Annotated in this window: 18 protein-coding genes; 14 read left to right on the forward strand and 4 right to left on the reverse strand. The window is 71.7% G+C overall.

Going from position 1 to position 22,389, the window contains the following annotated elements:
* Positions 1 to 184: 184 nt before the first annotated feature.
* The gene (locus ACZ60B_RS08000) at positions 185 to 577 is read left to right on the forward strand and encodes a DUF3040 domain-containing protein (protein WP_450661287.1); all 393 of its coding nucleotides are present in this window, start codon (positions 185 to 187) and stop codon (positions 575 to 577) included.
* A gap of 215 nt (positions 578 to 792) precedes the next feature.
* On the opposite strand, the gene ACZ60B_RS08005 is transcribed toward ACZ60B_RS08000, so the two are convergent.
* From ACZ60B_RS08005 to ACZ60B_RS08020, 4 genes are all read right to left on the reverse strand, one after another.
* Positions 793 to 3,303 carry a transglutaminase TgpA family protein gene (locus tag ACZ60B_RS08005; RefSeq protein WP_469385171.1) on the reverse strand — a complete coding sequence of 837 codons (2,511 nt, stop codon included), beginning with the start codon at positions 3,301 to 3,303 and terminating at the stop codon, positions 793 to 795.
* A complete protein-coding gene (locus tag ACZ60B_RS08010; protein WP_469385172.1) occupies positions 3,300 to 4,682 on the reverse strand; it encodes a DUF58 domain-containing protein in 1,383 nt (460 codons plus the stop codon). The genes ACZ60B_RS08005 and ACZ60B_RS08010 overlap by 4 nt, the downstream gene beginning before the upstream one ends.
* Positions 4,682 to 5,719, reverse strand: coding sequence for an AAA family ATPase (locus ACZ60B_RS08015; protein ID WP_469385173.1), 1,038 nt, complete (start codon positions 5,717 to 5,719; stop codon positions 4,682 to 4,684). Before ACZ60B_RS08015 ends, ACZ60B_RS08010 begins: the two co-directional genes overlap by 1 nt.
* Before the next feature lie 192 nt (positions 5,720 to 5,911).
* A complete protein-coding gene (locus tag ACZ60B_RS08020) occupies positions 5,912 to 6,457 on the reverse strand; it encodes a beta-class carbonic anhydrase (protein ID WP_375972787.1) in 546 nt (181 codons plus the stop codon).
* 387 nt (positions 6,458 to 6,844) lie between these two features.
* On the opposite strand from ACZ60B_RS08020, the gene rsmH reads away from it, so the two are divergent.
* From rsmH to ACZ60B_RS08085, 13 genes are all read left to right on the forward strand, one after another.
* The gene (rsmH, locus tag ACZ60B_RS08025) at positions 6,845 to 7,801 is read left to right on the forward strand and encodes a 16S rRNA (cytosine(1402)-N(4))-methyltransferase RsmH (protein ID WP_469385174.1); all 957 of its coding nucleotides are present in this window, start codon (positions 6,845 to 6,847) and stop codon (positions 7,799 to 7,801) included.
* Positions 7,802 to 7,872: 71 nt separating this feature from the next.
* A complete protein-coding gene (gene ftsL / locus ACZ60B_RS08030; protein WP_469385175.1) occupies positions 7,873 to 8,427 on the forward strand; it encodes a cell division protein FtsL in 555 nt (184 codons plus the stop codon).
* 5 nt (positions 8,428 to 8,432) lie between these two features.
* Positions 8,433 to 10,394 carry a peptidoglycan D,D-transpeptidase FtsI family protein gene (locus ACZ60B_RS08035; RefSeq protein ID WP_469385176.1) on the forward strand — a complete coding sequence of 654 codons (1,962 nt, stop codon included), beginning with the start codon at positions 8,433 to 8,435 and terminating at the stop codon, positions 10,392 to 10,394.
* A gap of 69 nt (positions 10,395 to 10,463) precedes the next feature.
* A complete protein-coding gene (locus tag ACZ60B_RS08040) occupies positions 10,464 to 12,119 on the forward strand; it encodes a UDP-N-acetylmuramoyl-L-alanyl-D-glutamate--2,6-diaminopimelate ligase (protein ID WP_469385177.1) in 1,656 nt (551 codons plus the stop codon).
* 4 nt (positions 12,120 to 12,123) lie between these two features.
* Positions 12,124 to 13,554: a UDP-N-acetylmuramoyl-tripeptide--D-alanyl-D-alanine ligase gene (locus tag ACZ60B_RS08045; RefSeq protein ID WP_469385178.1), complete on the forward strand. Its 1,431-nt coding sequence runs from the start codon at positions 12,124 to 12,126 to the stop codon at positions 13,552 to 13,554.
* Positions 13,554 to 14,624: a phospho-N-acetylmuramoyl-pentapeptide-transferase gene (gene mraY / locus ACZ60B_RS08050; protein WP_202919825.1), complete on the forward strand. Its 1,071-nt coding sequence runs from the start codon at positions 13,554 to 13,556 to the stop codon at positions 14,622 to 14,624. The genes ACZ60B_RS08045 and mraY overlap by 1 nt, the downstream gene beginning before the upstream one ends.
* Entirely contained in the window at positions 14,606 to 16,024 is a 1,419-nt protein-coding gene (gene murD / locus ACZ60B_RS08055) for a UDP-N-acetylmuramoyl-L-alanine--D-glutamate ligase (protein WP_469385179.1), read from the forward strand. The genes mraY and murD overlap by 19 nt, the downstream gene beginning before the upstream one ends.
* Positions 16,025 to 16,096: 72 nt before the next feature.
* A complete protein-coding gene (ftsW, locus tag ACZ60B_RS08060) occupies positions 16,097 to 17,458 on the forward strand; it encodes a putative lipid II flippase FtsW (protein WP_469385180.1) in 1,362 nt (453 codons plus the stop codon).
* 6 nt (positions 17,459 to 17,464) lie between these two features.
* Positions 17,465 to 18,553, forward strand: a complete 1,089-nt coding sequence (murG, locus tag ACZ60B_RS08065) for an undecaprenyldiphospho-muramoylpentapeptide beta-N-acetylglucosaminyltransferase (protein WP_469385181.1) — start codon at positions 17,465 to 17,467, stop codon at positions 18,551 to 18,553.
* A 26-nt stretch (positions 18,554 to 18,579) separates the two neighbouring features.
* Complete coding sequence (locus ACZ60B_RS08070) at positions 18,580 to 19,374, forward strand: cell division protein FtsQ/DivIB (RefSeq protein ID WP_469385182.1); 795 nt, start codon at positions 18,580 to 18,582, stop codon at positions 19,372 to 19,374.
* A gap of 277 nt (positions 19,375 to 19,651) precedes the next feature.
* Positions 19,652 to 20,848, forward strand: coding sequence for a cell division protein FtsZ (gene ftsZ / locus ACZ60B_RS08075; protein ID WP_162469577.1), 1,197 nt, complete (start codon positions 19,652 to 19,654; stop codon positions 20,846 to 20,848).
* Positions 20,845 to 21,582 (forward strand): peptidoglycan editing factor PgeF, encoded by a 738-nt coding sequence (gene pgeF / locus ACZ60B_RS08080; protein WP_469385183.1) that lies wholly within the window; start codon positions 20,845 to 20,847, stop codon positions 21,580 to 21,582. The genes ftsZ and pgeF overlap by 4 nt, the downstream gene beginning before the upstream one ends.
* A gap of 6 nt (positions 21,583 to 21,588) precedes the next feature.
* Complete coding sequence (locus tag ACZ60B_RS08085) at positions 21,589 to 22,308, forward strand: YggS family pyridoxal phosphate-dependent enzyme (RefSeq protein ID WP_469385184.1); 720 nt, start codon at positions 21,589 to 21,591, stop codon at positions 22,306 to 22,308.
* Positions 22,309 to 22,389: the final 81 nt, after the last annotated feature.

Raw genomic sequence — 22,389 nt, forward strand, 5'->3', positions numbered from 1 at the left:
AGGCAGACCACCCGGCATGACGGGGCGGCCGCCGGGGAATGGAAGCCTCAGCGAGCCCGAACGTTCATGCCGGATTCTGGTTGGCCAATTGGTGTAGAGGGGCGGGTTTCACGGGGGCGATTCCCTGCCTATCCTGAAGGGACCCCCCGGGTCGCCCCGGCGACTGCACGATGAGGAGGACTCCGTGCCGCTCTCGGAGCACGAGCAGCGCATGCTCGAGCAGATGGAGCGAGCGCTGTACGCCGAAGATCCCAAGTTCGCGTCGGCGCTTGAGGGAAGCGGGCTGCGTACGTACACCCGGCGGCGGGTCTACCAGGCGGTCGCGGGCTTCCTCGTAGGTATTGCGCTCCTCATGGCCGGAATGGTCGCCAAGCAGGTCTGGCTCAGTGTGGTGGGCTTCCTCGTCATGCTGGGGTGCGCGGTGCTCGCCGTGACCGGCTGGCGCAAGGCCCCCAAGCCCGGCGAACAGCCTGCCGGGGCCGGGCAGCAGCCCCGCCGTCAGGCGCGGGCCAAGCGGTCCATGATGGACCGCATCGAACAGCGCTGGCAGCGGCGCCGTGACGAGCAGGGCCACTGAGGCCTACGACAGTTCCCCGAGCATCATCGAGGGGGTGACCACCACACGGTGGTCACCCCCTCGGTCATGTCCCGCCCGCGTAGCTCCGGGCCGCCGTTCCTGTCGCCCCCCGTGCCCGCCGGGCCGCCGCCTGGCCGCCCCTGCCGCCCGGCCGCCGTCCTCGTGACCTGGGGAGGCCCGGCGCGGGCCGGCCGTCGTGCGGCCGGCCCACCCGGTCAGCCGCTCTGCTCCCCGGAGGGCCGGCGACGGCGCACCGCGTCCGTCCACCGCACGACCCAGCCCTCCCGCAGCTCCGCCCAGCGGTTGCGGAGGTCCCACACCACCCGCACGGCGGACCGGGGCGCGAGGAGCGCCCGCAGCCGGGCGGTCCGGCTCGCCCGCGACCGCAGCGCCGTCCGCAGCACCCGCACGTCCTCGGCCAGCCCGGGCTCGGCCCGCGGCTGCGGTGCGAACAGCACCTGCTCCACGGCCGACGCCACCCGGTGCACCGACCGGCCCGCGGGCTCCTCCAGATGCCCCAGCCGCACGATCCGGGCGGCCGCCCGGCGCGGTGTGAGCGCGTCGTCCGGCGCGATGCCGTAGTCCCAGGCCGTGTCGGTGAGCTCCCGCCAGGCGGCCAGGACCTGCCCGGTGGCGACAGCGCCGGCCTGCCGGGACACCGTCCCGTCCGGCGACAGCACCGTCATGTCCAGCTCGTCCGTGAACCGCGCACCGGTCCGCTCCCGGCCGCCGGACAGGGCCGCGCCCGCCGCGGACGGGGCGTGCCGGGCCGACCCCAGCCGCACCGACCGGCGTCTGAGCCGCCACAGCATGGGCAGCAGCGGCAGGGCCACCGCGGCCAGCCCCAGCAGGATCCAGCCGACGGACTCGTACCAGGAACCGCTGCCGCCGCCCTGCTGCGCCGAGTCCGCGGGCAGCGCTCCCGCACAGCCCTCCAGCTTCTTGTCCTGCGCCGAGCAGCTCGTGCCCACCACGGGCGCGTCGGACGCCGCCGAGCCCGCCGAACGGCTCGCCTGCGGCTCGTCGGGAACGCTGCTCCCGGACGACTCCGGCTGGGTGTACGACGGCGCCGAGCCCCGGGTGGGCGTCGGCTCGAAGCGGGTCCAGCCCACGCCCTGGAAGTACAGCTCGGGCCAGGCGTGCGCGTCCTTCAGCCCCACCGACACCGAGCCGTCCGGCTGGAGGGTGCCCGGCGCGAAGCCCACCGCGACCCGGGCCGGAATCCCCAGCGTGCGGGCCATCGCGGCCATCGCGAAGGAGAAGTGGACGCAGAAGCCCTCCTTGTCCTCCAGGAAGCGGGCTATCGCGTTGGGGCCGGTACCGACCTTGACCTCGGTGTTGTACTGGAAGCCGCCGTCTACGGCGAAGTAGTCCTGGAGCTTGACCGCCTTCGCGTAGTCGGTCACCGCGCCGTCGGTGATCGTGCGGGCGGTGCTCGCCACCACCGACGGCAGCGAGTCCGGCACCTTCGTGTACTCGTCGCGCAGACCCTCGGGCGCCAGCGGTGCCGCGGCGAGCTGGTCGGCCGTCGGCAGCACCTCCAGGCTCTTCACCTCGTAGGTCACGCCACGGGTGGTCTGGCCGCGGTTGCCGACGAGCGTCATGCCCTCGGGCTCGTAGCGCCAGTCGCCCTTGACGGCCACGGCGCTCGGCGGGTACGGCATCGGCAGCCAGTCCTGGGCGTACCAGTCGGCGGCCGAGATACGGGTCGTGATCTGCGCCCGTATGACGTCGGCGCCCAGCCCGACCGGCGTGGGCAGCTCGTCCGGCACGGCGACGATGTGCCGCTTCGCGGGCTTCCAGGTGGTGCCGTCGAACTCGTCCAGGGACACGATCCGCAGATACATGTCGGAGAGGGTCGGGGTGTTGGTGCGCAGCACCAGCACCGTGTGGTCCTCCTGCACGTTCAGGCTGTCCTTCAGCGACACCAGCGGGTTCACCGCCGAGACCCCGTTGCCGTTCCCGGTGCCGGTGCCCACCCCGGTCCTGGCGCCGTCCAGCAGGCCGCCCTGTATCGCGGGCAGCGGCAGCAGCGGTACCGCCAGGGCGATGCCGAGCGAGACGGCGCCGATCCGCCGGCCGGTGCGCACCGGCGCCGACGGGCCGGACTCGCCGCCCGGGGTGCGCGGTGACCCGCCGAAGACCCGGCCCCACTGGGACAGACGCTCCCGGCTCTCGGACAGCAGCAGCACCAGATAGCCGGCCGCCGCGAGCAGGAAGAAGAACCAGTCGGCGGCGCCGTCCGAGATGCCCGCGGCCACCGAGTACAGCGCCAGCAGCGGCAGACCGGCCGGGGCCGCGCTGCGGAAGGTCACCGCGATGGTGTCCACCAGCAGCCCGATCACCAGCACCCCGCCGACGAGCATCAGCCGGATGCCGTCGGACAGCGGAGCCGGGATCGCGTACCGCCCCACGTCCTCGATGCCCGCCCGGAACAGCGCGCCGAAGGTGCGGAAGGTGTCCGGGCCGGGCAGCAGTCCGCCCAGGGAGTGCTGCCGGGCGAAGAGCAGGGTCAGCAGCACCAGCGAGACCAGGAACTGGGCCAGCACGGTCAGCGTCCGGGGCAGCGGTATCCGGCGGGCGGCCGCGCCCACGCCCGACTGGATCGCCAGCAGGACGGCGGCCTCCAGCATCCAGCCGACCGAGTCGACCAGGGGCAGCAGGGCGCTCGCCGCGAGCAGCGTGGCCGCCCATGCCCACAGTGTCAGTCGGGCCCGCCCGCTCATGAACCGCTCTCCCCACCGGTCGTCGCGCCCGTCGCGCCCGTGGCGGCGAGATCGGCGCTGTCCCGGTCCGCCTGACGCCACAGGTCGTCCAGCAGGACGCCCCGCGGCACGCTCAGGGCCGTCCAGCCCGCCTCGCGCAGTGTCCGCAGCCGCTCCTGCCGCCCGTCCGCCGGGCCGGGCACGTCAGGCGTCCCGGGTCCCCAGGTGTCGCCGTCCACCAGGAAGGCGAGCGCGCCGCCGCTGCGTCGGCGCATCTTGGCGGCCACCGCCGCCTGCTCCTCGTCGAGGTCGCCGAAGAACGCCACCAGCAGGCCCTCGTTCCCGCCGCGCAGCAGGTCGTACGCCCGGGACAGGTCCGTGCCGTCCGAGTGGTCGATCACCGCGAGCGTGTCCATCATCAGCCCGGCCGCGTCCGCCGACTCATGGCTGGCGCCCGCGAAGCCGTCCGCGCCCTCGCCCGGCACCGCGCTGCCGTCGTCCGTGACCAGCCGCACGGAGAAACCCCGCTCCAGCATGTGGACCAGGACGGACGCGGCGCCCGCGACGGCCCACTCGAAGGCCGAGTCGGGACCGGCGCCGTGGAAGGCGAGGCCCCGGGTGTCGAGGAGCACCGTGCAGCGGGCGCGCTGCGGCTGCTCCTCGCGGCGCACCATCAGCTCGCCGTAGCGCGCGGTCGAGCGCCAGTGCACGCGGCGCAGGTCGTCGCCGTGCCGGTAGCCGCGGGGGATCACGTCGTCCTCGCCGGCCAGTGCCAGTGACCGCTGGCGTCCGTCGCCGTACCCCTTCGCCTCACCGGTCAGCCGGACCGGCGGCAGCGGCGTCACGCGCGGGATGACGGTCAGGGTGTCGTGCGCCGAGAAGGACCGGGTGAGCTCGCACATCCCGAACGGGTCGGTCAGCCGCAGTTGCAGGGGGCCCAGCGGATAGCGGCCGCGCAGGTCGGAGCGGACCCGGTAGGACACCTCGCGGCGGCCGCCCGCCTCCACCCGGTCCAGGACGAAGCGGGGACGCGGGCCGAGCACGTACGGCACCCGGTCCTGGAGCATGAGCAGACCGGTGGGCAGTCTGGAGACGTTGTCCATCCGCAGATGGACCCGGGCCTCGCTGCTCGCGGGCACCCGCGAGGGCGCGAGCCGGCGGCTGCCGGCCACCCGGTAGCGCGTACGGTGCAGCACGGCCGTGCAGACCAGCGGCAGCACCGCGAGGAGCAGGCCGACCCGCAACAGGTCGGCCTGTCCCAGCACATAGGCGCAGACGGCGGCCGCGACCCCGGCGGCCAGGAACGAGCGGCCGCGGGTGGTCAGCCCCGCCAGGGCCGCGCGGACCCCGCCGAGCTGCCCCCGGTCGCCGTCCGCGTGGCCCGTCCCCCCGGAGGCCATCACAGCCTCCGCGGCGGCCGCTGCGGGTAGCCCGGAGCGCCCTGCGCCAGGCCGTAGCCGCTCTGCTGCTGGGGTGCGGACGGCACCGGGGTGTGCTGGAGGATCTCCTCGACGACCTGTTCCGACGTACGCCGGTTGATCTGGGCCTGCGCGGTGGGCAGCAGCCGGTGGGCCAGGACCGGGACGGCGAGCGCCTGTACGTCGTCCGGCAGGGCGTAGTCCCGGCCGGCGAGGGCCGCGGACGCCTTCGCCGCGCGCAGCAGATGCAGCGTCGCGCGCGGGGAGGCACCGAGTCTGAGGTCGGGGTGGGTGCGCGTGGCCGAGACCAGTTCCACCGCGTATCTGCGGACCGCCTCGGCGACGTGGACGCCCCGGACGGCCTCCACCAGCTTCACGATGTCGTGCGCGTGCGCCACCGGCTGGAGGTCGTCCAGCGGGCTCACCCCGCCGTGGACGTCGAGCATCCGCAACTCGGCCTCCGAGCTGGGGTAGCCCATGGACACGCGGGCCATGAAGCGGTCGCGCTGGGCCTCGGGCAGCGGGTAGGTGCCCTCCATCTCGACCGGGTTCTGCGTGGCCACCACCATGAAGGGGCTGGGCAGTTCGTACGTCTGCCCGTCGATGGTGACCTGGCGCTCCTCCATCGACTCCAGCAGCGCGGACTGGGTCTTGGGCGAGGCCCGGTTGATCTCGTCGCCGATCACGATCTGCGCGAAGATCGCCCCCGGTTTGAACTCGAAGTCCCGCTGCTGCTGGTCCCAGATGGACACGCCGGTGATGTCCGACGGCAGCAGGTCGGGAGTGAACTGGATTCGCCGCACAGAACAGTCGACGGACCGCGCCAGAGCCTTCGCCAGCATCGTCTTGCCGACGCCGGGGACATCCTCGATCAGAAGATGCCCCTCGGCGAGCAGCACGGTCAGCGAAAGCCGTACGACCTCGGGCTTGCCCTCGATCACCCCTTCCACCGAACTGCGGACACGCTCCACAGTGGCGGTCAGATCAGTGAGGCTCGCTCGATCGTCATAGGTCGTCACCCGGCCCTCCTCGGCCCGTACCTTCCGGGCCGGCGCACCGTGACGCGGACCGGCCCACCCCGAAAACGGACACCGCGCGGAAGGGTTCCACGCGACATCACCCCTGCATTCTTGCCGCCGTTACCGTTTCGTGTCACTCGCCTGTGGACAACTGGCCGCGATATGTCGGGGCTTACGGGGGTTGATACGGGGCTAGGCCGGGTCCGTCTCACGCAGCAGGCCGGTCTTCACGTCGAAGACGAAGCCGCGCACGTCGTCGGTGTGCAGCAGGAACGGCGAGGTGCGCACGCGCTGCATCGACTGGCGCACGTCCTGTTCGACGTCCCGGAACGCCTCCACCGCCCAGGCGGGGCGCTGGCCGACCTCCATCTCCAGATCGTGGCGGAACTCCTCGGTGAGGGTCTCCAGACCGCAGCCGGTGTGGTGGATGAGCACGACGCTGCGGGTGCCCAGCGCGCGCTGACTGATGGTGAGGGAGCGGATCACGTCGTCGGTGACCACACCGCCGGCGTTGCGGATGGTGTGACAGTCGCCCAGGTTCAGGCCGAGCGCCGCGTGCAGGTCGAGACGGGCGTCCATGCAGGCCACGACGGCGACGCGCAGGACCGGGCGGGCGTCCATGCCGGGGTCGGTGAACGCGGCGGCGTACTGGCCGTTCGCCTCGACCAGGCGGTCGGTCACGGTACCGCCGGATATGGCCGGCCCGGAGCCGGTGGGAACCGATGCAGAAGGCGTCATGGTTATGACCGTACTGGTCACAGCAGGTCCCGTCGCGGTGCGAGAGGGGGAAATGAGGTTCATTGCGTCCTCTTGTGAGCTAACCCACACAGGTGGTGCCTGTGCCTCCGCCGGGGTGATTTTCCCCGGTTCGCCGCTTCGTACGCACACCGGCACGCGACGCGCAGGCCGGTTGATTGACCGGACCACCCGGTGGACTAAAGTGACGCGAAGCGGGAGGCGAGAGCCTCCCTGCTGCACTGGATACCCCCGAAGACCCCGGCGCGCTGTCCGGAGATCTCCCCACGTGCGCGGTGCGTACGTACGGCTCGGCCTCCTCCCGCTCCCGGCTGGGGGGAGGGTGGGGACCCGGCGGTGCGTGGGCCGCGCCGGACCTGAGAGGGCCCCTTGAGCCAGAGTCGACACGTCCCGGTGATGCTCCAGCGGTGCCTGGACCTGTTGGCCCCCGCGCTCGGGCGCCCGGGAGCGGTGGTCGTCGACTGCACCCTCGGCCTCGGCGGACACAGCGAGGCCCTGCTGACGCAGTTCCCCGAGGCCCGGCTCGTCGCCCTCGACCGCGACAAGGAGGCCCTGCGCCTGTCCGGCGAGCGCCTCGCCCCCTTCGGCGAACGCGCCGCCCTCGTGCACGCGGTCTACGACGAACTCCCCGAAGTCCTCGACCGGCTCGGCATCCCGCGCGTCCAGGGCGTCCTGTTCGACCTCGGGGTCTCCTCCATGCAACTCGACGAGGCCGACCGCGGCTTCGCCTACGCCCAGGACGCCCCGCTCGACATGCGGATGGACCAGACGACCGGCATGAGCGCCGCCGAGGTCCTCAACACCTACCCGGCCGGTGAACTCGTCCGGATCCTGCGGGCCTACGGCGAGGAGAAGCAGGCCAAGCGGATCGTGAGCGCGATCGTGCGCGAGCGCGAGAAGGAGCCGTTCGGCAACAGCGCACGGCTGGTGGAGCTGATCCGGGACGCGCTGCCGCAGGCCGCCAAGCGCACCGGCGGCAACCCGGCCAAGCGCACCTTCCAGGCCCTGCGGATCGAGGTCAACGGCGAACTGTCCGTCCTGGAACGGGCGATCCCGGCGGCCGTGAAGTCGCTCGACGTCGGCGGCCGGATCGCCGTCCTGTCGTACCACTCGCTGGAGGACCGCCTGGTCAAGCAGGTGTTCGCGGCTGGTGCCGCGACCACCGCGCCGCCCGGGCTGCCGGTCGTGCCCGAGCGCTACCAGCCCCGGCTCAAGCTGCTGACGCGCGGCGCCGAACTTCCCACCGAGGCGGAGGTCGCCGAGAACCGTCGGGCCGCCCCGGCCCGTCTGCGCGGGGCCGAGCGCATCCGGGAGGACGTCGAGTGACGCCGGCGCAGAGGCGGCCCGGCCGGCCCGGCCGCGGACCCGGGTCCGCGATCCCACGGGGCGGAGGGCGTGTGGGCAGAAAGCCCGAGCTGAAGGGGCGGGCCGCCCGGCTCGCGCGGCTGTTTCCGGCGGGCCGGGCCCGGGCTGCCCGGACCCCGTTCGTCCTGCTCGTCGTCCTCCTGCTCGGCGGCGGCCTCATCGGTCTGCTCGTGCTGAACTCGGCGCTCAGCGAAGGCTCGTTCAGACTGGACGACCTCAAGACCGACACCAAGAACCTCACCGACGAGGAACAGGCGCTCCAGCGGGACGTGGACTCCTACTCCGCCCCCGACGCCCTCCAGCGCCGCGCCCGCGAACTCGGCATGGTCCCCGGCGGCGACCCGGCCTTCCTGAACCGGGACGGCACCGTGAAGGGCGTCCCGTCGGCCGCGCCGCGGCAGTCCTCCGCCCAGCTCCCCCTCGCGCTGCGCCCCCCGGAGGCGGCCGCCTCCGCGTCCGTCCCCTCGTCCGCGCCGGCCACGGCCACCGCGTCCCTCGCCTCGCCCGCCCCGGCCACGACCACCCCCTCCGGCGCGCCGACCGGCCCGAGCGCGACCCCCGCCCCGACCACATCCCCCGGCAGGTGACGGAAGTGTCCGACAGGGAACCGCCACGCCGCCGCGTGCCCGGCCCGGCCCGGCCCGTCCGGCCGGCCGCGGCCCGGCGGAGGCCCGGCCCCGGGGCCCGGCCGGCCCGCCGGCCCGCCGCTGCCCGGCCCGCCCAGCCGCAGGTGCTGCGGCTGGGCAGCCCCCGGCCACGGCTGCGCATGATCAGCCTCGCGCTGACCCTGGTGCTGATCGCGTTCGTCGTACGACTGCTCCAGGTGCAGGCCGTCGACGCCGACGCGTACGCCGCCAAGGCCGAGCAGAACCGCTACGTCGTGCACACCCTCGCCGCCGAGCGCGGCGGGATCACCGACCGCAACGGCGTGGCCCTGGCCACCAGCGTGGACGCGTACGACATCACCGCCGACCCCACGATGTTCACCCGCAAGCAGCTGAAGATCGGCGACGGGCCGGAGCAGGCGGCGGCGCTGCTCGCCCCGATCCTCGGGCTGGAACAGGCCGATCTCGTCAAGAAGCTCAGGCCCAAGGACACCAAGCTCCAGTACGTCAGGCTCGCCGGCCGGCAGACCCCGCAGGTCTGGACGCAGATCAAGGACCTGAAGGCGGCGCTCGCCAAGAAGGCGCAGACGGACGGCACCACGGTCAACGTGCTGGCCGGGGTCTTCGCCGATCCCACCACCAGGCGCGTCTACCCCAACGGCGACCTCGCCGCCGGGATACTGGGCTGGGTCAACGCCGACGGCAAGGGCGGCGGCGGCATCGAGCAGCAGCTGAACAAGGCGCTGACCGGCAAGGACGGCAAGATTCGCTACGCCCAGTCCGGCGGCCGTCAGGTGCCGACCGCGGGCTCCACCGAGACGCCCGCCGTGCCCGGCGGCGACATCGAGCTCACCATCGACCGCGACATCCAGTGGGCCGCGCAGAACGCCATCACCGAGCAGGTGAAGAAGTCCAAGGCGGACCGCGGCTACGTGATCGTGCAGGACACCCGGACCGGCGAGATCCTGGCCATGGCCGACTCGCCCGGCTTCGACCCCAACGACCTGTCCGAGGCCGACCCCGCGGCCCTCGGCAACGCGGCCGTCCAGGACGCCTACGAGCCCGGCTCCACCGCCAAGGTCATGTCGATGGCCGCCGTGCTGGAGGAGGACGCGGCCACCCCCCTGACCCATGTCACCGTGCCCAACCGGCTGCACCGCGGCGACCGGCTCTTCAAGGACGACATGGACCACGAGACCTGGTACCTCACGCTCAACGGCGTGCTCGCCAGATCCAGCAACATCGGCACGATCCTCGCCACCGGCCAGCTCGGCAAGTCGCAGTCCGAGGCCAACCGGGTCCTCTACTCCTATCTGCGCAAGTTCGGCATCGGCGCCTACACCGGACTCGACTTCCCCGGCGAGACCAAGGGCATCCTCGCCGCGCCGGACGACTGGTCGACATCGCAGCAGTACACGATTCCTTTCGGCCAGGGCGTGTCCGTCAACGCCATGCAGGCGGCCTCCGTCTACTCCACGATCGCCAACGGCGGCGTCCGGGTCGAGCCCACGCTGGTGCGCGGCACGAAGGGGGCGGACGGACGCTTCGCCCCCGCCGCCCAGCCGAAGAAGACCCGGGTCATCAGCGCCAAGACCGCCAAGAGCCTCGCCCAGATGCTGGAGTCGGTCGTGGACGACGAGCACGGCACCGGCGCCAAGGCGCGTATCCCGGGCTACCGTGTCGCGGGCAAGACCGGTACGGCCAACCGCGTGGATCCGGCCACCGGCAAGTACAAGGGATACACGTCGTCGTTCGCCGGATTCGCCCCCGCGGACAAGCCGCGCGTCACCGTCTACTGCGCGATCCAGAACGCCACCGAGGGCAACTACTTCGGCGGTCAGATCTGCGGCCCCATCTACAAGCAGGTGATGGAGTTCGCCCTGAAGACCCTTCAGGTCCCGCCCACCGGGGCGAAGGCCGCCAGCCTCCCCGTCGACTTCACACCCTGACCCGGCCGGCACCCTGACCGGCCCGGAAACCCGTACCGCCCAGCACCGAACCAGCCAGGAAACCAGCCCGTGACCATGATCACTCCCCAGCCGGGGAACCAGGGCGCGCCAGGCCCCTCGCTTCGCTCGCAAGCGGGTGCGCCCGGTACGCTCACCGCCGTGCCACACGCTGATCAGTCCCAAATCACCCAGAAGGGCGTTCCCGTGACATATCCGGGCCCGCCCCGGCCGGTCCAGGTCTCCGCAACACCCCTCGCGGAGCTCGCCGATCAGCTGGGCGCCACCGCTCCGAACGACGCCGCCGCGGTCACGGGCATCACCCATGACTCGCGCGCCGTCCGCCCCGGCGACCTCTACGCCGCCCTGCCCGGCGCCCGCGCCCACGGCGCCGACTTCGTCGTCCAGGCGGCCGGTCTCGGCGCGGTCGCCGTCCTGACCGATCCCGCCGGCGCCGAACGGGCCGCCGCCACCGGCCTGCCGGTGCTGGTCGCCGACGACCCGCGCGGCCGGATGGGCGAACTGGCCGCCACGATCTACGGCCGTCCCGGCCGGGACCTGCTCCAGATCGGCATCACCGGAACCTCCGGCAAGACCACCACGGCCTACTTGGTCGAGGGCGGTCTGAAGGCGGACCGCGCCACCGGGCTGATCGGCACCGTCGAGATGCGCATCGGCGACGAGCGCATCAAGTCCGAGCGCACCACCCCCGAGGCCACCGACCTCCAGGCCCTGTTCGCGGTCATGCGCGAACGCGGCGTCGAGGCGGTCGCCATGGAGGTCTCCAGCCACGCCCTGGTGCTCGGCCGCGTCGACGGCTGTGTCTTCGACATCGCCGTCTTCAACAACCTCAGCCCGGAGCACATGGAGTTCCACTCCGACATGGAGGACTACTTCCAGGCCAAGGCGCAGTTGTTCACCCCGCGGCGCAGCAGGCTGGGCGTGGTCAACTTCGACGACGCCTACGGGCGCAGGCTGGCGCGGGAGGCGACCGTCCCGGTCGTCACCTTCTCCGCCGAGGGCGACCCGGACGCGGACTGGCGCGCGGAGGACGTCCACGTCGGACCCATGGACTCGACGTTCACCGTGACCGGCCCCGAGGGGCAGCGGATCGCCGCCCGGTCCCCGCTGCCGGGTCCCTTCAACGTCGCCAACACCCTGGCCGCGATCGTCGCCCTCGCCGTCGCCGGGCTCGACCCGCAGACCGCGGCCGACGGCGTCGCGGCGGTGCCGGGGGTGCCGGGCCGCCTGGAGCGGGTGGACGCCGGACAGTCGTACCTCGCGGTCGTCGACTACGCCCACAAGACCGACGCCGTCGAATCGGTGCTGCGCGCCCTGCGCAAGGTCACCAAGGGCCGGCTGCACATCGTGCTCGGCTGCGGCGGCGACCGGGACACCACCAAACGGCGGCCGATGGGCGCCGCGGCCGCCCGGCTCGCCGACACGGCCGTACTGACCTCGGACAACCCCCGCTCCGAGGATCCCCTGGCGATCCTGGCGAGCATGCTCGAGGGCGCGGCCTCCGTGCCCGCGCACGAGAGAGGCGAGGTGCTCCTGTTCGAGGACCGGGCCGCCGCGATCGCCGCCGCCGTCTCCCGGGCCCGGCCCGGGGACACCCTGCTGGTCGCGGGCAAGGGCCATGAGCAGGGCCAGGACATCGCCGGAGTGGTCCGTCCCTTCGACGACCGCCAGGTGCTCCGCGAAGCTATCCAGAAGACCCAGGGATGAACTTGTGATCGCCCTCTCCCTCGCCGAGATCGCAGCAGTCGTCGGCGGGCAGACGTACGACATACCGGATCCGTCCGTCCAGGTGACCGGACCGGTCGTCCGGGACTCCCGAGAGGTGGTGCCAGGCAGCCTGTTCGTCGCCTTCGTCGGCGAACGCGTGGACGGCCACGACTTCGCGCAGGCGGTCGTCGGGGCCGGCGCCGCCGCCGTGCTGGCGACCCGGCCCGTCGGGGTCCCCGCCATCGTGGTCGAGGACGTCCAGGCGGCCATCGGCGCGCTCGCACGGCACGTCGTGCGCGAGCTCGGCGCCACCCTCGTCGCCCTCACCGGCTCGGCGGGCAAGACCAGTACCAAGGACCTGATCGCGCAGGTGCTCCAGCGGCACGCCCCCACGGTGTGGACGCCCGGCTCGCTCAACAACGAGATCGGTCTGCCGCTGACGGCGCTCGCCGCCACCGAGGAGACCAGGTTCCTGGTCCTGGAGATGGGCGCCCGCGGGATCGGCCACATCCGCTACCTGACCGGCCTGACGCCGCCGAGGATCGGCCTCGTGCTGAACGTCGGCACCGCCCACATCGGGGAGTTCGGCGGCCGTGAGCAGATCGCCCAGGCGAAGGGCGAACTCGTGGAGGCGCTGCCGCCGGCGCAGGACGGCGGCGTCGCGGTCCTCAACGCCGACGACCCCCTGGTGCGGGCCATGGCCTCCCGTACGAAGGCGAAGGTGGTCTATTTCGGAGAGTCCGACGAAGCGGACGTTCGCGCCGAGAACGTGCGACTCACGGACAGCGGACAGCCCGCCTTCAGCCTTCACACACCCTCCGGGTGCAGTGATGTGACCATGCGCCTGTACGGTGAGCATCACGTGTCGAACGCGCTCGCCGCGGCCGCCGTCGCCCATGAGCTGGGCATGTCCGTGGAAGAGATCGCCACCGCGCTCTCCGAGGCGGGCTCCCTCTCCCGTTGGCGCATGGAGGTCACGGAGCGCCCGGACGGCGTGACGGTCGTCAACGACGCCTACAACGCGAACCCCGAGTCCATGCGAGCCGCCTTGCGCGCGCTCGCGGCGATGGGCAAGGCCGCTCAGGCACAAGGGGGTCGTACGTGGGCGGTGCTCGGCAAGATGGCCGAGCTCGGGGACGAGGCTCTCGCCGAGCACGACGCGGTCGGACGGCTTGCCGTCCGGCTCAATGTCGGCAAGCTCGTCGCGGTCGGGGGCAGGGAAGCCGCCTGGCTGCAACTGGGCGCATATAACGAGGGTTCGTGGGGTGAGGAGTCGGTGCACGTGTCCGACGCACAGGCGGCGGTCGACCTGTTGCGCAGCGAGTTGCGCCCGGGAGACGTCGTACTCGTGAAGGCGTCCCGGTCGGTCGGTCTCGAGAGCGTGGCGCAGGCGCTGCTCGAGAGCGGTGCCGAGGGTGAGGTTGCCGCCCGATGATGAAGCAGATCCTGTTCTCGGGAGTCATTGGCCTCTTCCTGACCCTGATCGGCACCCCGCTGCTGATCAAGCTCCTCGCCCGCAAGGGCTACGGGCAGTACATCCGCGACGACGGCCCGCGGGAGCACGCGAGCAAGCGCGGCACGCCGACGATGGGCGGCATCGCCTTCATCTTCGCGACGATCGCCGCCTACTTCCTGTCCAAGGTCATCACCGGCTACGCGCCCACCTACTCGGGCCTGCTGGTGCTGGGTCTGATGGCGGGCATGGGCCTGGTGGGCTTCCTCGACGACTACATCAAGATCGTCAAGCGGCGTTCGCTCGGTCTGCGGGCCAAGGCGAAGATGGCCGGCCAGCTGATCGTCGGTATCGCCTTCGCGGTGCTCTCGCTCCAGTTCGCGGACGGCCGCAACCAGACCCCGGCCTCCACCAAGCTGTCGTTCATCACGGACTTCGGCTGGACGATCGGCCCGGTGCTGTTCGTCGTCTGGGCGCTGTTCATGATCCTGGCGATGTCCAACGGCGTGAACCTGACCGACGGTCTGGACGGCCTGGCCACCGGCGCCTCCGTCCTGGTCTTCGGCGCCTACACCTTCATCGGCGTCTGGCAGTTCCAGGAGTCCTGCGCCAACTCGATGACGCTGACGAACCCGAACGCCTGCTACGAGGTGCGCGACCCGCTGGACCTCGCGGTCATCGCCTCCGCGCTGATGGGTTCCTGCCTGGGCTTCCTGTGGTGGAACACGTCGCCCGCCAAGATCTTCATGGGTGACACCGGTTCGCTGGCGCTCGGCGGTGTGCTCGCGGGTCTCGCGATCTGCTCCCGCACCGAGCTGCTGATCGCCATCCTCGGCGGCCTGTTCGTCCTCATCACCATGTCGGTCGTCATCCAGGTCGGCTCCTTCCGGCTGACCGGCAAGCGCGTCTTCCGGATGGCGCCACTCCAGCATCACTTCGAACTCAAGGGCTGGTCCGAGGTACTTGTGGTGGTCCGGTTCTGGATCATCCAGGGCATCTGTGTGATCGTCGGACTCGGCCTCTTCTACGCGGGATGGGCAGCGGACAAGTGACCGACTGGCAGGGGAAGAACGTCACCGTCGCCGGACTGGGCGTCTCCGGCGTCCCGGCGGCCAAGGTGCTGCACGGCCTCGGCGCGAAGGTCACCGTCGTCAACGACGGCGACGACGAACGCGCCCGCGCCCAGGCGGCGGAACTGGAGGCGCTCGGCATCACCGTGCGGCTCGGTGACGGGGACACCCTGCCCGAAGGCGCCGAACTCGTCGTCACCGCGCCCGGCTGGAAGCCGGACAAGCCGCTGTTCGCCGCCGCCGCCCAGGCCGGCGTCCCCGTCTGGGGCGACGTCGAACTGGCGTGGCGGCTGCGGGGCCCGGACGCCGCGCCCTGGCTGGCCGTCACCGGCACCAACGGCAAGACCACGACCGTCCAGATGCTGGCCTCCATCCTGAAGGCGGCGGGCCTGCGCACGGCGGCGGTCGGCAACATCGGCGTCTCCCTCCTCGACGCGGTCCTCGGCGACGAGCAGTACGACGTCCTCGCGGTGGAGCTGTCGAGCTACCAGCTGCACTGGGCGCCCTCGCTGCGCGCGCACTCGGCCGCCGTCCTCAACCTCGCCCCCGACCACCTCGACTGGCACGGCTCCATGGAGGCGTACGCCGCCGACAAGGGCCGTATCTACGAAGGCAATCGGATCGCCTGCGTCTACAACGTGGCCGACGAGGCCACCGAGAACCTGGTGCGCGCGGCGGACGTCGAGGAGGGCTGCCGGGCCGTCGGCTTCACGCTCGGCACCCCGGGTCCCTCCCAACTCGGCGTGGTGGAAGGCATCCTGGTCGACCGCGCCTTCGTCGAGAACCGGCAGAAGAACGCCCAGGAACTGGCGGAGGTGACGGACGTCAACCCGCCCGCCCCGCACAACATCGCCAACGCCCTTGCCGCGGCGGCCCTCGCGCGCGCCTTCGGGGTGCCCGCCAAGGCCGTACGGGACGGCCTGCGGGCCTTCACCCCGGACGCCCACCGCATCGCGCACGTGGCGGACGTGGACGGTGTCGCCTACGTCGACGACTCCAAGGCGACCAACACCCATGCCGCGGAAGCCTCTTTGGCCGCCTACGAGTCGATCGTGTGGATCGCGGGCGGACTGGCGAAGGGCGCGACCTTCGACGAACTCGTCGCGAAGTCGGCGAAGCACCTTCGCGGCGTCGTGCTCATCGGCGCGGACCGCGCCCTGATCCGGGAAGCCCTGGCGCGACACGCCCCGGAAGTACCGGTCGTCGACCTCGACCGGACCGACACTGGGGCGATGCTCGCGGCCGTCCGGGAAGCGCGGCGGCTCGCCACCACCGGCGACACGGTGCTGCTGGCCCCGGCCTGCGCCTCGATGGACATGTTCGCCAACTACAACAAGCGCGGTGACGCGTTCGCGGAGGCGGTTCGCGAACTCGGCGCCTGACCCGGCCTGCTGCCGGGCGACCCTGGGAGGGACGCGTGCGACCGTCGAGGCCGACGTACAGCGGAGCCACGGATGCCCGGTAGCCGTACCGGGCGTCCGCCCGCGCAGCGGGCCGTACGGCTGCCGCCCGGCTCCAGGGGCTCGCGTGACAACCCGCTGCGCGTTCTGCACCTGCGCGCCCGCAAGGCCTGGGACCGACCGCTGACGGCGTACTACCTGATCCTCGGCGGCAGCCTGCTGATCACCGTCCTCGGCCTGGTGATGGTCTACTCGGCCTCCCAGATCACGGCGCTCCAGATGGCACTGCCCGGCTCGTTCTTCTTTCGCAAACAGTTCCTGGCCGCCTCCATCGGCGCCGGACTGCTGCTGCTCGCCTCCCGGATGCCGGTGAAACTGCACCGCGCGCTGGCCTACCCGATCCTCGCCGGAGCCGTCTTCCTGATGGCGTTGGTGCAGGTGCCGGGCATAGGAGTCGCGGTCAACGGCAACCAGAACTGGCTCTCCCTCGGCGGCTCCTTCCAGATCCAGCCCAGCGAGTTCGGCAAGCTCGCCCTGGTGCTGTGGGGCGCCGACCTCATCGCGCGCAAACACGACAAGAAGCTGCTGGCCCAGTGGAAGCACATGCTGGTGCCGCTGGTGCCGGTGGCCTTCCTGCTGCTCGGGCTGATCATGCTCGGCGGCGACATGGGCACCGCGATCATCCTGACGGCGATCCTGTTCGGGCTGCTGTGGCTGGCGGGCGCACCGACCCGGCTGTTCGTGGGCGTGCTGTCGATCGCGGCCATGATCGGGGTGATCCTCATCAAGACGAGCCCCAACCGGATGGCCCGGCTCTCCTGCATCGGCGCCACCGAGCCGCAGAGCGGACCCGTCGACTGCTGGCAGGCCGTGCACGGCATCTACGCCCTCGCCTCCGGCGGGATCTTCGGATCCGGACTGGGTGCAAGTGTGGAGAAATGGGGACAACTGCCCGAAGCGCACACAGACTTCATCTTCGCCGTCACCGGTGAGGAACTGGGCCTGGCGGGGACGCTGTCGGTGCTCGCCCTGTTCGCGGCTCTAGGCTATGCGGGTATCCGCGTGGCCGGACGCACGGAGGATCCCTTCGTCAGGTATGCCGCGGGAGGCGTGACCACCTGGATCGTCGCACAGGCGGTGATCAACATCGGTGCGGTGCTCGGCCTGCTGCCGATCGCCGGGGTTCCTCTCCCGCTGTTCTCCTACGGAGGATCCGCCCTGCTGCCGACCATGTTCGCCGTCGGGTTGCTGATCGCCTTCGCGCGTGACGAGCCCGCCGCGCGGGCGGCGCTTGCGATGCGACAGCCCCGCTTTGGTAGAAAGCGGGCTGGAGGCTCTGCGCCCGACCGGGGGCCTCGGAGATGGAACACGATGCGACGGCGTGCCTCGGCGGCGCGTACGTCCGGAGAGCGGTGAATTTCGGTGCATGTCGTACTCGCTGGTGGGGGGACCGCCGGCCACATCGAGCCCGCGCTCGCCCTCGCGGACGCCCTGCGCAGGCAGGACCCCACCGTGGGGATCACGGCGCTGGGCACGGAGCGGGGCCTGGAGACCCGGCTCGTCCCGGAGCGGGGCTATGACCTCGCGCTGATCCCCGCCGTGCCGCTGCCGCGCAAGCCGACCCCCGAGCTGATCACCGTCCCGGGCCGGCTGCGCGGGACGATCAAGGCGGCCGAGCAGATCCTGGAGCGCACCAAGGCCGACTGCGTCGTCGGCTTCGGCGGCTACGTCGCCCTGCCCGGCTACCTGGCCGCCAAGCGCCTCGGTGTGCCGATCGTGATCCACGAGGCCAACGCGCGCCCCGGTCTGGCCAACAAGATCGGCTCGCGGTACGCGGCCAGGGTCGCCGTCTCCACCCCGGACAGCAAGCTGCGCGACGCCCACTACATCGGCATCCCGCTGCGCCGCTCCATCGCCACCCTGGACCGGGCCGCCGTACGCCCGCAGGCCCGCGCGGCCTTCGGGCTCGACCCCAACCTGCCGACGCTGCTCGTCTCCGGCGGCTCGCAGGGCGCCCGCCGCCTCAACGAGGTGGTCCAGCAGGTCGCGCCCTGGCTCCAGCAGGCGGGCATCCAGATCCTGCACGCGGTCGGACCGAAGAACGAACTGCCGCAGGTGCAGCAGATGCCCGGGATGCCGCCCTATGTGCCGGTACCGTACGTGGACCGGATGGATCTCGCCTACGCCGCGGCCGACATGATGCTCTGCCGCGCGGGCGCGATGACCGTCGCCGAGCTCTCCGCCGTCGGGCTCCCGGCCGCCTACGTCCCGTTGCCCATCGGCAACGGCGAACAGCGGCTGAACGCCCAGCCGGTGGTCAAGGCGGGCGGCGGTCTCCTCGTCGACGACGCGGAGCTCACCCCGGAGTGGGTGCGCGAGCACGTGCTGCCCGTGCTCGCCGACCCGCACCGGCTGTACGAGATGTCCAGCATCGCCAGCGAGTTCGGCCGCCGGAACGCCGACGAACTGCTGGTCGGTCTGGTCTACGAGGCGATCGCCGCGGGCCGTTAGGCGCGGATGACGAAAGGACGGGGAGCGTGGCCGGACCCACCACCGCCGAACGCGGTGAACGTCAGCAGGAGCCGTCCGGCCCGCCCCTCGTCCGGAGGTTCGGGCGGCGCCGGCTTCGTGTGATCATCTTCATGCTGGTCGGTTCCGTGCTCCTCGGCGCGGGCTGCGTCTGGGTGTTGTACGGCTCGCAGTGGCTGCGGGTGGGACACGTCTCGGTCTCGGGCACCACCGTGCTCACGCCGGAGCAGGTGCGCGAAGCCGCGGACGTTCCCGTCGGAGCACCGCTTATTTCGGTCGATACCGACGCGATCGAGGCGCGACTTCGCCGGAAATTGCCCCGAATTGACTCGGTTGACGCGGTCCGTTCCTGGCCCCATGGAATCGGGTTGAAAGTGATTGAACGCTCTCCGGTCCTTCTGGTCCGAAAGGGCACTTCCTATGTCGAAGTGGACGACGACGGCGTCCGTTTCGCCACGGTTTCCGAGGCGCCGAAAGGCGTTCCGATGCTCGAATTGTCGCTTTCCCGGCCGGGTTCGGCGTCCGCGAGTCTGCGGCGCTTCGGCGGGGACCGGCTCGTGCGCGAGGCCGTGCGGGTCGCGGGGGACCTCCCGGCCGCCGTCGCGCACGAGACCCGGACCCTCAAGGTCCGTTCCTACGACGACATCTCGCTGGAGCTGACCGCCGGACGGTCGGTCGCGTGGGGCAGCGGTGAACACGGCGGCACCAAGGCCCGTACTCTCACTGCACTGATGAAAGCGGCACCCGGAGCGCGGCACTTCGATGTCAGCGTTCCCACCGCCCCCGCCTCAGTGGTGAGTTGACGTGCGTCGGCGCAGGCCAGCACCCTGGTTGGGCAGCGCTACGCCTGATCACATAGGGTGAAAAGAAAAACGGGAGGTTCGGCGTGTTCGTTGAACGCGCGCCACTTGTCGACTTAGTGTCCTGTTCAGAAGACTCCAGAGAACAGACACACTGGTAACCCTAAACTTCAACGTTAGGGTTCGGGTCGGCGCTACGGACCGTCCCTATTCGGCATCAGTCGTCGGATCGCGACACGGCGAGGCGGCGACACGTAACTCGAGGCGAGAGGCCTTCGACGTGGCAGCACCGCAGAACTACCTCGCAGTCATCAAAGTCATCGGTGTCGGCGGCGGTGGTGTCAATGCCATCAACCGGATGATCGAGGTCGGTCTCAAGGGCGTCGAGTTCATCGCCATCAACACCGACGCGCAGGCGTTGTTGATGAGCGACGCCGACGTCAAGCTCGACGTCGGCCGGGAACTCACGCGCGGCCTCGGGGCCGGAGCCAACCCGGCAGTCGGCCGCAAGGCCGCCGAGGACCACCGCGAGGAGATCGAGGAGGTCCTCAAGGGGGCCGACATGGTCTTCGTGACCGCCGGAGAGGGCGGCGGCACCGGCACCGGCGGCGCGCCCGTCGTGGCCAACATCGCCCGCTCGCTGGGCGCCCTCACCATCGGCGTGGTCACCCGCCCCTTCACCTTCGAGGGCCGGCGCCGCGCCAACCAGGCCGAGGACGGCATCGCGGAACTCCGCGAAGAGGTCGACACCCTCATCGTCATCCCGAACGACCGGCTGCTGTCCATCTCGGACCGCCAGGTCTCGGTCCTCGACGCCTTCAAGTCGGCGGACCAGGTCCTGCTCTCCGGCGTCCAGGGCATCACGGACCTCATCACCACCCCCGGTCTGATCAACCTCGACTTCGCCGACGTCAAGTCGGTCATGTCCGAGGCCGGCTCCGCCCTCATGGGCATCGGCTCGGCCCGCGGCGACGACCGCGCGGTGGCGGCGGCCGAGATGGCGATCTCCTCGCCGCTGCTGGAAGCCTCCATCGACGGCGCCCGGGGCGTCCTGCTGTCCATCTCCGGCGGTTCCGACCTCGGCCTGTTCGAGATCAACGAGGCGGCCCAGCTGGTCAGCGAGGCGGCCCACCCCGAGGCCAACATCATCTTCGGCGCGGTCATCGACGACGCCCTGGGCGACGAGGTGCGGGTCACCGTGATCGCGGCCGGCTTCGACGGCGGTCAGCCGCCCGCGCGCCGGGACAACGTCCTCGGCTCGTCCTCGGCCCCGGCCCGGCGCGAGGAGCCCGCTCCCGTCCGCCAGCCCGAGAGCCGCCCGTCCTTCGGCTCCCTGGGCAGTGTCACGCCCAAGGAGGAGCCGGAGCCCGCTCCGGAGCCCGTGAAGGAGATCCCGGTGGCCCCGCCGCTGCCGTCGTCGCGGAGCTACTCGGACAGCGCGGCCGAGGAGCTCGACGTGCCGGACTTTCTGAAGTGATAGGACAGCGCTCCGTAACGGGCACTGCGAACGGCGCGCACTTCGCCTTCACCGGCAGGTGGGGCGGGGTGAGCGCCGTTCCGTACGAGGAGCTCAACCTCGGCGGCGCGGTCGGTGACGACCCCGGCGCCGTCCGCGCCAACCGCGGGTCGGCGGCGCGGGAACTCGGGCTGGATCCGGACCGGGTGGTCTGGATGAACCAGGTGCACGGCAACGATGTCGCCGTGGTCGACCGGCCCTGGGGCGACGGAACCGTCCCGTCGGTCGACGCCCTGGTGACCGCCACCCGGGGGCTCGCCCTCGCGGTGCTCACCGCCGACTGCGTCCCGGTCCTGCTGGCCGACCCGGTGGCCGGGGTGGTCGCCGCCGCCCACGCGGGGCGACCCGGCATGGTCGCCGGGGTCGTGCCCGCCGCCGTCGACGCGATGAAGTCGCTCGGCGCCGACCCCGCCCGGATCGTCGCCCGGACCGGGCCCGCCGTCTGCGGCCGGTGCTACGAAGTGCCGGAGGACATGCGCGCCGAGGTCGCCGCCGTCGAACCGACGGCGCACTCGGAGACGAGCTGGGGCACGCCCGCGGTCGATGTGGCCGCCGGCGTGCACGCGCAGCTCGAAAGGCTCGGGGTGCGCGACCGGGCGCAGTCGCCGGTGTGCACGCTCGAGTCCGGCGACCACTTCTCGTACCGCCGCGACCGCACCACCGGGCGGCTCGCCGGCTATGTCTGGCTGGACTGATGGGGCATGACGGACCGTAACGACGAACTCGCCGCAAACCTGGCGAAGGTGGAGCGGCGCATCGCCGCCGCGTGCGCGGCGGCGGGCCGCGGGCGCGAAGAGGTGACCCTGATCGTGGTCACCAAGACCTATCCCGCGAGCGATGTGCGGCTGCTGTCCGGACTCGGGGTGCGGCACGTGGCCGAGAACCGGGACCAGGACGCGGCACCCAAAGCCGCCGAATGTTCCGATCTGCCCCTTAGTTGGCATTTCGTCGGTCAATTGCAGACCAACAAGGTGCGATCGGTGGTCGGTTATGCGGATGTCGTGCAATCCGTGGACCGTTCCCGGCTCGTGACGGCCCTGTCGAAGGAGGCCGAGCGCGCCGGGCGCGAACTGGGCTGTCTCCTCCAGGTCGCGCTCGACGCCGGGGAGCGCGAGCGGGGGGAGCGCGGTGGCGTGGCTCCCGCGGGAATCGAAGAGTTGGCCGATCTTGTCGCCCGGGCGCCCGGACTGCGCCTCGACGGGCTCATGACGGTCGCTCCGCTCACCGGGGAGTACGCGGGACGTCAACGAGCCGCCTTCGAGCGGTTGATGGATTTGTCGACCGACCTGCGCCGAGCCCATCCGGCTGCGAACATGGTCTCGGCAGGGATGAGTGCGGACCTTGAGGAGGCCGTGGCGGCAGGGGCGACACATGTGCGCGTCGGCACCGCGGTACTCGGAGTCCGTGCCGGGCTCGGGTAACGTCGCCAAGAAGTCGGACCACAGCAGAAAATATGGTCATTTCCGCCGAAAGGCGGGCATAAGGGCCACGTGGATCGCGGG

This window comes from Streptomyces sp. NPDC104096, from assembly GCF_055584385.1.